Genomic DNA, 12,158 nt, shown 5'->3' with positions numbered 1-12,158 from the left:
CTGATTCGTCCTTGCTTACTTCGCGGCCAGCTCGGCGGCCTTGTCGGCGCCTTCGTCCATGGTGAGTGCGAGGGTGACCAACGGGTGGTTCGCCTCGTTGAGGATGCGGCGGCCCTCCTCGACCTTGTTGCCGTCGAGACGCACGACCAGGGGCTTGTTCGCCTCGTCGCCGAGGATCTCCAGTGCCTTCACGATGCCGTTCGCGACCGCGTCGCAGGCGGTGATGCCGCCGAAGACGTTGACGAAGACGCTCTCGACCTGCGGGTCGTTGAGGATGACGTCGAGGCCGGCCGCCATGACCTCGGCGGACGCGCCGCCGCCGATGTCGAGGAAGTTCGCCGGCTTGACGCCCTTGTGCTTCTCGCCCGCGTAGGCGACGACGTCGAGGGTGGACATGACCAGGCCCGCGCCGTTGCCGATGATGCCGACCTGACCGTCGAGCTTGACGTAGTTGAGGCCGGCCTTCTTGGCCTTGGCCTCCAGGGGGTCTGCGGCTTCCGCGTCTTCGAGCGCCTCGTGGTCGGCGTGACGGAAGTCCGCATTCTCGTCGAGGGTGACCTTGCCGTCGAGGGCGATGATGTCGCCCTCCTCGGTCAGCACCAGCGGGTTGACCTCGACCAGGGTCGCGTCCTCGCCGGTGTAGACGTCGTAGAGCTTGACGAACACGTCGGCGACCTTCGCGACCAGGTCGTCGGGAAAGCCCGCGGCCTTGGCGATCTCGGTGGCCTTCGCGGTGTCGATGCCGCCGCGCGGGTCGACCTCGATGCGCGCGAGCGCCTCGGGCTTCTCGACCGCGAGCTGCTCGATCTCCATTCCGCCCTCGACGCTTGTCAGCGACAGGTAGGAGCGGTTGGCCCGGTCCAGGAGCACCGAGAAGTAGAACTCGCGGGCGATGCGCGCGCCGCCGGCGACCATGACCCGGCGGACCACGTGGCCCTTGATGTCCAGGCCCAGGATGGCCTTGGCGGCCTCCTCGGCGTCGTCCGGCGTCTTGGCGACCTTCACGCCGCCCGCCTTGCCACGGCCCCCGACCTTGACCTGCGCCTTGACGACGGTGACGCCGCCCAGCTTCTCCGCGGCCGCACGGACCTCCTCCGGAGTGTCCGCGACAATGCCCGGAAGGACCGGGACGCCGTACTTCTCAAACAGGTCTCTGGCCTGGTACTCGAATAGATCCACGGTTATCCAATCCGCTGATGTCCGGCGCGCTCGTGGCGCTCCGGCGGTTATCTCCTGGGCGGTCCGGCGGGAGAATAGCTCGACGCCGAGATAAATTCGCCAGTGAGAACTTTAGCGCGTCCGACTGAACAGCCCGAATCCGTTTCTCCTCCACAGGGCGACGCGTCGCACAACCTCTCCACGGATTCGCCCGAATCCGCCCGCGGCCGGTCCGTCGCCGCGACGGTTGAGGGCATGACACATCGCATCTCGAATCTCGTGACCGTCTTCGTCCTCGCCGGCCTCGCTGTCTTCCTGGGCATGCTGCACGCGCTCGTCGCATCCCCCGACGCCCGCGCCCTGACCGGAGCCGGCCACGGCCCCGGCTACCTCTCCCACGACGGCTGGTGGCTCGGAACCTACCGCCTCGACGACGGCGCCCAGGGCTTCTGTCTGAACGCGGGCAAGCCGAGCCCCACCGGCAACGGCTACGACTACACGGACGCCGCGGCGCTCGGCTGGTACACGCCGGAGCAGTCGGCCTCGCTCGCGTACATCTCCCGCACCTGGGCGGGAACCGATGACCGGCTCACCGCCGCCGCCGGGCAGATCGCGACCTGGCTGGTCGCGGGCCTGGGCGGCCACACGCCGGATGAGCTCGCCGCCCGAGCCGGGTCGGACGCCGGCAGGGTGCTCGCCCGGGCGAACGAGATGGTGGATGAGGCAGCACGCCTCGGCTCGACCGCGGTGCGGGCGGACGCCGTGCTCGAGCTGGCGGAGGCCGGCCCCGGCCGGGTGCGGGTCGAGCTCGCCGTCCTCCGGCCCTCCGGGACCGAGCTCCTGGCTCCTGGCCAGCACCGGGCACGAGTGTCGCTCGCCGGGGCGACCTTCGCGGACGGCGCCGGCGACGCCGAGGTTCCGACCGGGACGGACGTGGCGATCGTCCCGTCGGGCGAAGCGGTGAGCGTGACCGTGAGCGCTGCGGCCTCCCTCGACGCCCTGCCCTACGGCGACCGGCTGCTGGTCGCCGCTCCGCACGGGGACGCCCAGGCCGTGCTCGTGGCGGTGCCCGCGACGGCGGAGGCGCGCGCGGCGGCGTCCACGACGGGACCCTCCCCGCTGCCGTTCCAGCCTGTGGTGTCGACGGTGACCAGCACTCCGGAAGCCCTGCCCGGCGCGCTGATCCATGACCGGCTCACCGTCTCGGTCGACGTCGCGGACGGGCTCCTGCCGTCCTGGGGCGTGCGCGCGGTGGACGACGGCTTCGAGCCGGTGGAGGCCGTCGTGGAGAGCACACTGTACGGTCCCTTCGACGCTCCCCTGGCGCAGTCGCCGGACGTTCCCGACGGGGCTCCGGAGGTCTGCACGGTGGAGACGACGGTGAACGGCACCGGCGAGTACGACACCCCGGAGTGCGCCATCCCGGCCGCGGGGCACTATGTCTGGGCCGAGCGGATCGATCCCGAGCGCGTGGTCGCGGGAGGCGGCGCCGAGCGGATCCGTCCCTGGCGGTCGGCGTTCGGCGTAGCCACGGAGATCACCCTGGCGTCGGTTCCCATGGTCCCCGCGCCGGAGGAGCCTGCGCCCGCGCCGATGGCGCCGGCAGTGCTGGCGGACACCGGCGGCTCCTGGGCAGCGGAGGCGTGGCCGGCGGCGGTCGGCCTCGGGGCCGCCGGAACCGCGCTGCTGACCGGCACGCTCGGATGGCGGCTGCGTCGCGGGAACACAGCATCCCGTTGCAGGATTGACGCATGACCACCGCCCGCACCGTCCGTGGCCCCGGAGCGTCCGGGCAGCTCACGTACCTGCAGCTCACCGGCGAGGCGCTCTGCCTCGCCGGTGGCGGCCGGGCGCTGCTGCTGCAGATCGCGCATCCGGCGGTGGGGCGCGGCGTCGTGGAGCACAGCGACTTCGCCAACCGGATGCTGGATCGGTTCCACGCCACGATGACCTTCGTCTACGCCGCGACCTTCGCGACGCCTGCCGAGTTCGACGTGGTCCGCCGGCGGGTCAACCGCGCGCACGCGCCCGTTCGCGGCACGGCCACCGGCTCGGAGCCGGCGTACAGCGCCTTCGACCGGGAGTTGCAGCTCTGGGTGGCGGCGACCCTCTATGCGACCATGGTCGACCTCGGTGAGCGTGTCTTCGGTCCGCAGGACCCGGCTGCGCGGGAGGAGCTGTACCGCGAGGCGACCCGCTCCGGAGCCGCGCTCCGAGTCCGCCCCGAGGACTGGCCGGCCTCCGAGGCCGCCTTCCAGGACTACTGGCACGACATGATCGGCCGGCTCCGCGTGACGGACGCCGCGCGCGCGGTGGCGCGGCAGATCCTGCATCCCCGGGGCGTGCCCCTCTGGCTCCGGGCCGCACTCCCGGACGCCCGGATCGTCACGGCCGGGCTGCTGCCGCCCGCGGTGCGGGACCAGTTCGAGCTGCCGTGGACCCCCTCGATCGAGCGCGCCTTCGAACGCCGGATGCAGGTGGCGGAGGCGGTCTACCCGCGGCTCCCGATGCGACTCCGGCAGCGTCCGCGCGACCTCTACCTGCGCCGGTTGCGGCAGTCGCTGGCCGAGGACGGCGGCTAGTCGGCGCCCCGAAGGACCGGCCGGCCCGCGACGTCCCCAGAGAGCGGCTAGCCCGCGAGCCCTCGCGATCGCTCGACCCAGCGCGCGAGCAGCACCAGGCCGATCCCGATGGCGGCGCCCAGCACGGTCTCGAACACGCGGTCGATGAGCAACGTGCTGAGCGGCGTCGGGGAGGCCAGGTGCGACACAGCGAGCGCCATCGGGGTGATGAAGAGCAGGGCCGAGCCGTAGTGACGGCCGACCAGCATCTCCGCGAAGAACTGGCACACCACGATCACCACGATCACCACGAGTGCCGGCGGCCCCCACACCAGCACGAGTGCTGCCACGAGGACGCCCCCGATGGTGCCGAAGATCCGGTGCAGCGAACGGGCGATCGAGTGCGCGGCGCGCGCAGGAGGGATGACGGCGACCAGGCTCACCACCGCCCAATAGGCGTGGCCCAGCCCGAAGGCGAGGGCGACGCCGCCCGCGAGGAGGACGCCCACGGCGTTCTGCGCCGCGGTCAGCCAGACGCGGCCGTCGCGCAGCACGCTCGTGTCCACGCCCGGGCGACGGTGCAGCTTCTTCAAGAGCACCGCGCCCGTTCGCGCAGCGCGGTCGCCCGCCGCACGGCGCAGCAGCCATCCCGACATCGTCAGCAGCCACGAGAACGCGGCGACGGCGGCCGCGAGGCCGATCCGGCCCCAGGCCTCCGCGGCAGGGGTCGGGATCGCCGCGCACACCAACAGGGCGAACACGAAGAACAGCGGCTGCGCCGGGAGGAGCTGGAAAGCGGTCGCGAAGAAGGTCCCGACCACGACCACCGCGACCAAAAGGACCGTCACCAGTACCAGCGGCTCGCCCAGCACCGCGACCAGGACGCCGAGCGCGATGCTCGCCAGCAGCGCGACCGCGGCCACCGAGACGCTGCGGAGGCGGAGCCGGTAGGGCTCGTTGCGGCCGTACAGCGCAGTGAACGCGCCGAACGTCGCGTACGCCGCGAGGTCGAGGCGTCCGACCGCGAGCAACAGGAGCAACGGCACCGCGACCGCCGCGGCGGCCCGGAAGCCGACCTCGACGCTCATCGAGGCGAGCTGCCGCCTCACAGCTTGTCGATCGGGGCGATCTTGATGAGGAGCTTCTTCGCGCCCACCTTCTCGAACTGGACGTGCGCGACGCGCTTGGCGCCTTCGCCGGTGACGTTGGTCACCCGGCCGTCGCCGAAGTCCGCGTGCCGGATCCGGTCGCCCGGGGCGAGCTCCAGGTCGCCGTTGTCGCGGACCTTGCCGGTGACCCGGTTCGGCCACTCCGCCTTGGGGCGCTCGGCCGGTGCGCTCCCGCCGACCGGGTAGCTCTCGTTCCAGCGGCCGGCGGTCCCGCCGCCGATGCCGGGCCGGCGGGCGTTCAGCGCGCGCGACTGCGACCCGCCGCGACCGTTGGCGGCGCCGGGCGACTGGCGCCAATCGATCAGGTCCGCCGGGATCTCCTGCAGGTACCGGCTCGGCATCGCGACGGCGGTCTCGCCGAACTGCGCGCGCGTCATCGCCAGCGAGAGGAACAGGCGCTTCTTGGCGCGCGTGATGCCCACGTAGAACAGCCGCCGCTCCTCGGCCGGGCCGCCCGGCTCGTTGGCCGACATCCGGTGCGGGAGGAGGTCCTCCTCGATGCCCGTCAGGAACACCGCGTCGTACTCCAGCCCCTTGGCGGTGTGAAGCGTCATCAGCGACACGGATCCGCTGGAGTCGTCGATCTCGTCCGCGGCGGCGACCAGCGACACCTCGGTGAGGAAGTCGACCAGCGTGCCGTCGGGGTTGTTGCGCGCGAACTCCTTGGTCACCGCGACGAGCTCGTCCACGTTCTCGGCGCGCGCCTCGTCCTGCGGGTCGCGGCTGTTGCGCAGCACCTCGAGGTAACCGCTGCCGTCGAGCAGGAAGGTGAGCACGTCCGCGACCGGCGAGACCCCTGCCGGGTTGGCCGGGTCGATCTTCGCGGTGGCCTCGTCCAACAGCCCGGAGAGCTGAAGGATCGCCCCCGTCACCTTGGGGCCGAGACCCAGCGACCCGGCGTCGCGCATGGCGTCGCGGAACGTGAAGCCGTTGTCCTCCGCGTAGCTCGCGAGCTGGGTCTCCGTCGCCGGGCCGATGCCGCGCTTCGGCGTGTTCAGGATGCGGCGGAGCGCGAGGGTGTCGTCCGGGTTGGCGACCGTGATCAGGTATGCCATCGCGTCCTTGATCTCGGCGCGCTCGTAGAACTTGGTGCCGCCCATGACCTTGTACGGCAGCGCCGAGCGGATGAAGATCTCCTCCAGCGCACGGGTCTGCGCGTTGGTGCGGTAGAAGACCGCCATGTCCTTGTAGTCCATGCCCGCGGCGTGCAGCTTCTCGATCTCGTCCGCGACGAACTGCGCCTCGTCGTGCCCGGAGTAGCCGGTGTAGCCGACGATCTTGTCGCCGTCGCCGACCGCGGTCCACAGCTTCTTGTCCTTGCGGTCGAAGTTGTTGGAGATGACGGCGTTGGCCGCGCTCAGGATGTTCTGCGTCGACCGGTAGTTCTGCTCCAGCAGCACCACTTTGGCGCCGGGGAAGTCGCGCTCGAACTCCACGATGTTGCGGATGTCCGCCCCGCGGAACGCGTAGATCGACTGGTCCGAGTCGCCCACCACCGTCAGCGAGGCCCCGGGGATCGCGCCGACCACGTCGCGCAGCTTGCCGACGTTGCGGCCGTGCTGCTCCATCTGCTCCGCGACGTCGGGCGCGACCGGCATCGTCAGCTCGCGGATGAGCGAGTACTGCGCGTGGTTGGTGTCCTGGTACTCGTCGACGAGGATGTGCCGGAACCGGGTCTGGTAGAGCGCGGCAACCTTCGGGAAGGCGCGGAACAGGAACACCGTCTCGGCGATGAGATCGTCGAAGTCGAAGGCGTTGGCGCGGCGGAGCGCGCGGGTGTACTGCCGGAAGATCTCGAGGAACATCACCTCCTGCGGGTCGCTCAGATTCGCCGAACGCGCGTAGGTCTCGATGTCGGTGAGCTCGTTCTTGAGCTTGGAGATGCGGCCGGACGTCCCGGCGACGGTGAAGCCGAGCGTGTCGGCGTCCAGCTCCTTGATGATCCGCTTGAGCAGCGCACGGGTGTCGCCGGAGTCGTAGATCGTGAAGCTCTGCGTCTTGCCGATCGTCTCGGCCTCCCGGCGCAGGATCCGGACGCACGCCGAGTGGAACGTCGAGATCCACATGCCCTGCGCCCGGCCGCCGAGGAGCTGCTCGACGCGCTCGCGCATCTCGTTCGCGGCCTTGTTGGTGAACGTGATCGCGAGGATCTCGCTCGGCCAGGCCTCCCGGCTCTCGATGAGTCCCGCGATGCGGCGGGTCAGCACGCTGGTCTTCCCCGAGCCTGCGCCCGCGACGATGAGGAGGGCCGGGCCGCGGTACTCGGCGGCCTCGCGCTGCTGCGGATTGAGCCCGGCGAACAGGCGCTCGTTGGGGCTGCGGTGACCGGCGCCGCCGCCGTTCGCGCCGCCGGCGCCACCGCGGGCGGAGCCGTCGCCGGTGCGCACGTCGCCCTCCCAGCCGTCGAGGATGATCGGCACGGAGGAGGGCACCGCGGAAGAGGAGGAGGGGGCGTCGGGAAGGCTCGTCATGTCTCCACACATTTTAGCCGCCGCCACCGTCATCGCCGCCGGGGGCCGGGAAGCGGTCGAACGCGCCCCGGACCGTTCAGCGTCCGTCGCGCACGGCGACCGCGAGGTCGGGGTGGTCGGCGAACACCCCGTCGACCCCGGAGTGCAGCAGGATCGCGAAGAGCCGCCGCCAGTCGCCCCACTCGTCGTCACGGCCGGCCCGGCGGAAGTCGGCCGGCAGCATCCCGTTCTCCGGGCGCAGCGTCCAGCAATAGACGAACAGGCCGGCCGAGTGCGCGAGGTCGACCAGGTCGGAGGTGACCGCGCCGATGTCGACACCGCCCTCGTCCTCGCCGAACAGGCCGACCGACACCGAGCCGGAGTGCAGGATCTGGGAGACGTCCACGCTGATCCCGTCCACGCGCTCGGCGGGAGCCGCCGCCGAGCCCAGGGCGTACAGCCCGCGCAGCGTCAAGTCGGACGCGTAGCCGGGCGCCGCGGCCCCCAGCGACGCGACGCGGTCGGCGGGCGCGCCCTCCCCTCGAGGAGGTAGACCCGCTTGCCCCGGAACCCGCCGTCGTGCAGGTGGCCGAGCACGGTCTTCTCGAAGCTCTCGGCGACCAGCCCGGGATGATCGGACCAGCCCGCCGCCCCGAGCTCGGCCAGGAACAGCTCGTGCAGCGGCAGGCCCGCCGCCTCGAAGTAGGTGGCGTGCTTCAGCTCGGCGACCAGGCCGAGCGCCCTGCCCGCGGCGTCGGAGGCAGCGTCCACGACCTCCAGCACGTCCGCGAGCCGGAGGATCGGGTAGCGGTCGTCGAAGGTCGCGCTCGCCTGGCGCAGGTGCGGCACCCGCTCCCGCGCGCGGAGCGTCGCGAGCTCGGCCCACGTGAAGTCCTCGGTGAACCAGCCGGTCAACGGCATCCCGTCGACCTCCTTGGTCGTGCGCCGGGCGGCGAACTCGGGATGCTCGGCCACGTTCGTCGTGCCGGAGATCTCGTTCTCGTGCCGCACGACCAGCACGCCGTCCTTCGTGGCGACGAGGTCGGGCTCCACGGAGTCGGCGCCGAGGGCGAACGCCAGCTCGTACGCCGCCCGGGTGTGCTCGGGCCGGTAGCCGGGCGCGCCGCGGTGACCGATGACGGACGGTCGGGAGCGGGCACGCATGTGGCGATACTAGCCGGGCGTCCGGCCCGTTCCGGTGCGCACTCCCGGGTGAAACAATCGGAGGGTGACCGACCCCGATGGTCTTCCCACCCCGACGCCCGCGGCTGCGGCTCCGGCGCCCTCCGCACTCGAACCGGAGCCGCCTGCGACGCCCCGCGCCTGGCGCGAGCCGACCCGCTCGCTCGACCTGCACTGGGGCACGTACCGCGCCCGTTGGACAGCCGGCCTCGCGATGATCGTGGTCGGCACCGCCTGCGTCCTGGTCACCACCGCGTACAGCCTGCCGTTCCTGCTGGTCGGCTCGATCCTGCAGCCCGCGGGCTGGGCGGTCATGCCCTCCACCATCGGCCGAAGGGTCGCCGTCGTCGTCCCCGTGCTCGGCTTCACCTGGCTCATGCTCGGCGGCTCCGGCTTCGCCTGGTGCTACGCCGTCATGCTGGCCGCGTGGCTCCTGGTGCGGCTGCGACCGCTCCCGGCGTTCGCCGTGCTCGCGCTGCCGATCGCCGCGAGCCTGATCCTCCCGTTGTACGTGACCACGTACGGTCAGGGCTGGATCACCATCGTGGTCATGAGCGTCGTCGTGGTGGGTTCGGCGTGGCTGGCCCGCGGCGGCGCGCTCGCACTCGATTCATGGCAAGCTGTCAGAACTCTCAGAAACCAACCCGGTAAGTTGGACGCACCGAGACCGTAAGCGGTCCCCGACAAAGCGAGGAACCCATGGCACTCACCAACCCGGCATTCTCAACGAATCCGGCCTTCCAGAACAACGGGCAGGCGGCGACGGCCACCACGGTCAGCGCCGAGAACCTCGAGCAGATGTATCAGTCGCCGTCCGCGACGTCCGCCGACACCGATCGCATGACGGTCGAGGACACCATCACCAAGAGCGCGATCTCGTTCGGCCTCCTGGTCGTCGGAGCCGTCGTGGGCTGGGTGGTGCCGGCGCTCGTCCTCCCGGCGGCGATCATCGGCTTCGTCCTGGCGCTCGTCAACATCTTCAAGAAGAAGCCGTCGCCGGCGCTGATCCTGAGCTACGCCGGCGTCCAGGGGATTTTCGTCGGCGGTATCTCCGCCGTCTTCGAGTCGCTGTACCCCGGCATCGTCGTCCAGGCGGTCATCGGCACGCTCGCGGTCGTCGGTGTGACGCTCGCGCTCTTCGCCTCCGGAAAGATCCGCGCCTCGGCCAAGGCCACGAAGGTCTTCCTGATCGCCATGGTCGGGTACCTGGTCTACTCGCTCGTCAACGTCGTCCTGGTGTGGACCGGTGTCACGCACAGCGCGTTCGGGCTGAGCAGCGATGTCAAGATCTTCGGCATCCCGCTCGGCGTGCTCATCGGCGTCCTCGTCGTCATCATGGGCGCCTACTCGCTCGTGCTCGACTTCGACTTCATCCAGCGCGGGGTCAAGAACCGCGCCCCGCGCGTCTACGGCTGGTCGGGCGCGTTCGGCATCATGGTCACCGTCATCTGGCTGTACCTCGAGATCCTGCGACTGCTCGCCATCGCCCGCAACTAGGCACCGCACGCAGAAGGGCCGGGACGCTGTGACAGCATCCCGGCCCTTCTCACGTTTCGGGGAGGCTCACTCCCACTCGATGGTCCCCGGCGGCTTCGACGTGACGTCGAGCACGACGCGGTTGACCCCGTCGACCTCGTTGGTGATCCGGTTGGAGATGGTGGCCAGCAGGTCGTACGGCAAGCGCGTCCAGTCGGCGGTCATGGCGTCCTCGCTGGAGACCGGGCGCAGCACGATCGGGTGGCCGTAGGTGCGGCCGTCGCCCATCACGCCGACCGAGCGGACGTCCGCGAGCAGCACCACGGGGCACTGCCAGATCTCGGCGTCCAGGCCGGCCGCGGTCAGCTCCGCGCGCACGATCGCGTCGGCGTCGCGCAGCAGGTCGAGACGTTCCTGCGTCACTTCGCCGACGATCCGGATGCCGAGGCCGGGGCCGGGGAACGGCTGGCGACCGACGATGACCTCCGGCAGCCCCAGCTCGCGGCCGATCGCGCGCACCTCGTCCTTGAACAGGGTGCGCAGCGGCTCGACGAGCTCGAACTGGAGGTCCTCCGGCAGTCCGCCGACGTTGTGATGGCTCTTGATGTTGGCCGTGCCGGTGCCGCCGCCCGACTCCACCACGTCCGGGTAGAGCGTGCCCTGCACCAGGAAGCGGATGGGGTCGCCGTCGTGCTCGGCCTCGGCGATCAGGTCGGCCTGGGCCTTCTCGAACACGCGGATGAACTCGCGGCCGATGATCTTGCGCTTGGTCTCGGGGTCCGAGACGCCGGCGAGCGCGGACAGGAACTGCTCCTGCGCGTTCACGGTGACGAGCCGGACCCCGGTCGCCGCGACGTAGTCCTCCTCGACCTGGCGGGCCTCGTCCTTGCGGAGCAGGCCGTGGTCCACGAACACGCAGACGAGCTGGTCGCCGACGGCCTTGTGCACGAGCGCGGCCGCGACCGCGGAGTCGACGCCGCCGGACAGAGCGCACAGCACGCGACCGCTGCCCACCTGGGCACGGATGGCGGCGACCTGGTCCGCGATGACGTTGCCGCTGTTCCAGTCGGCGGGGATGCCCGCTGCGCGGTGCAGGAAGTTCTCCAGCACGGCCTGGCCGTACTGCGAGTGCTTGACCTCGGGGTGCCACTGCACGCCGTACAGCCGGCGCTCCTCGTTCGCGAACGCTGCGACCGGGGTGTCGTCGGTGGAGGCCAGCACCTCGAAGCCCTCGGGCGCCCGGGAGACGGAGTCGCCGTGGCTCATCCATGCCGTCTGCTCGGCGGGCTGGCCGTCGAGGAGGCTGCCGGAGCCGTTCGAGGCCGCGCCGGTGGCGCGCACGGCCGTGGAGCCGTACTCGCGGCGGCCGGTCCGTGCCACCTCGCCGCCGAGGGCGGTCGCCATCACCTGGAAGCCGTAGCAGATGCCGAGCACGGGGACGCCGAGCTCGAAGATCGCCTCGTCGAGGTGCGGTGCGCCGTCCTCGTACACGCTGGACGGGCCGCCGGAGAGGACGATGCCCGCCGGGCGTTTGGCCGCGACCTCCGACGCCGTCACGGTGTGGGGCACGATCTCGGAGTAGACGTTGGCCTCCCGCACGCGGCGCGCGATCAGCTGCGCGTACTGGGCGCCGAAGTCGACCACCAGGACGGGGCCGGCCGGCGCGGCCGAATCTGCTCCCCCGAGGATGTCCGAGAACACTGCGTCGGTGCTAATTTGCGGCCTCCACGTACGTCGCTGCCTCGGCCTCGCGGCCGGCCAGATAGCTCTTGACCTGCTTGGTGATCCTGGACTCCACGAAGAAGGACAGGAAGGGGATGACGCCGCCGAGGGCGATGGTGATGAACTTCGAGAACGGCCAGCGCATCAGGCTCCACAGCCGGAAGTCGGAGAACAGGTACACGACGTACAGCCAGCCGTGGGCGATGAGGATGCCCGTGCTCAGATCGACGCCGGTCGGGGCGACGGCGGTCTTGACGGGCACGAGCGTGAGAGCGCCGTAGTTGCTGAAGGCGAAGAGCTGGTAGCCGAGGCCGTACTTCACGATCATCTCCACGCAGAGCAGCAGGAGCATGATTCCGGTGACGTAGGCTAACACCTGGTAGAACTTCAGCGCCCCGCGGATCTTCGGGAAGTCTTCGAGCTTGGGAGCGAGGGGCATG

9 protein-coding genes and 1 pseudogene are annotated in these 12,158 nt (G+C 70.9%); 4 read left to right on the top strand and 6 right to left on the bottom strand.

Features of this window, described 5'->3' with window-relative positions; all coding sequences use genetic code 11:
• Positions 1-15: 15 nt before the first annotated feature.
• Positions 16-1,179, bottom strand: a complete 1,164-nt coding sequence (gene sucC, locus ACRAWC_RS17635) for an ADP-forming succinate--CoA ligase subunit beta (protein ID WP_431348882.1) — start codon at positions 1,177-1,179, stop codon at positions 16-18.
• Between the two features lie 234 nt (positions 1,180-1,413).
• Here sucC and ACRAWC_RS17630 point away from each other — a divergent pair, with 234 nt between their 5' ends.
• Entirely contained in the window at positions 1,414-2,913 is a 1,500-nt protein-coding gene (locus ACRAWC_RS17630; protein WP_431348881.1) for a hypothetical protein, read from the top strand.
• Positions 2,910-3,740: an oxygenase MpaB family protein gene (locus ACRAWC_RS17625; protein ID WP_431348880.1), complete on the top strand. Its 831-nt coding sequence runs from the start codon at positions 2,910-2,912 to the stop codon at positions 3,738-3,740. Before ACRAWC_RS17630 ends, ACRAWC_RS17625 begins: the two co-directional genes overlap by 4 nt.
• A gap of 47 nt (positions 3,741-3,787) precedes the next feature.
• On the opposite strand, the gene ACRAWC_RS17620 is transcribed toward ACRAWC_RS17625, so the two are convergent.
• The 3 genes and pseudogenes from ACRAWC_RS17620 to ACRAWC_RS17610 all read right to left on the bottom strand — a co-directional run bounded on the left by ACRAWC_RS17620 (position 3,788) and on the right by ACRAWC_RS17610 (position 8,502).
• Positions 3,788-4,807, bottom strand: a complete 1,020-nt coding sequence (locus ACRAWC_RS17620; protein ID WP_431348879.1) for an FUSC family protein — start codon at positions 4,805-4,807, stop codon at positions 3,788-3,790.
• A 17-nt stretch (positions 4,808-4,824) separates the two neighbouring features.
• Positions 4,825-7,359: an ATP-dependent helicase gene (locus ACRAWC_RS17615; protein WP_431348878.1), complete on the bottom strand. Its 2,535-nt coding sequence runs from the start codon at positions 7,357-7,359 to the stop codon at positions 4,825-4,827.
• 76 nt (positions 7,360-7,435) lie between these two features.
• Positions 7,436-8,502 (bottom strand): annotated as a pseudogene (locus ACRAWC_RS17610) (glycerophosphodiester phosphodiesterase family protein).
• 64 nt (positions 8,503-8,566) lie between these two features.
• Here ACRAWC_RS17610 and ACRAWC_RS17605 point away from each other — a divergent pair.
• Both ACRAWC_RS17605 and ACRAWC_RS17600 read left to right on the top strand, forming a co-directional pair.
• Entirely contained in the window at positions 8,567-9,193 is a 627-nt protein-coding gene (locus ACRAWC_RS17605) for a hypothetical protein (protein WP_431348877.1), read from the top strand.
• Between the two features lie 26 nt (positions 9,194-9,219).
• Positions 9,220-10,017 (top strand): Bax inhibitor-1/YccA family protein, encoded by a 798-nt coding sequence (locus ACRAWC_RS17600; protein ID WP_431348876.1) that lies wholly within the window; start codon positions 9,220-9,222, stop codon positions 10,015-10,017.
• 66 nt (positions 10,018-10,083) lie between these two features.
• On the opposite strand, the gene guaA is transcribed toward ACRAWC_RS17600, so the two are convergent.
• Positions 10,084-11,697 (bottom strand): glutamine-hydrolyzing GMP synthase, encoded by a 1,614-nt coding sequence (gene guaA / locus ACRAWC_RS17595; RefSeq protein WP_431348875.1) that lies wholly within the window; start codon positions 11,695-11,697, stop codon positions 10,084-10,086.
• Between the two features lie 10 nt (positions 11,698-11,707).
• The gene (locus ACRAWC_RS17590; protein WP_431348874.1) at positions 11,708-12,157 is read right to left on the bottom strand and encodes a DUF3817 domain-containing protein; all 450 of its coding nucleotides are present in this window, start codon (positions 12,155-12,157) and stop codon (positions 11,708-11,710) included.
• Position 12,158: the final 1 nt, after the last annotated feature.

This window comes from Leifsonia sp. L25 (genome assembly GCF_050632895.1).
This window is presented reverse-complemented; position numbering and strand designations above follow the sequence as displayed.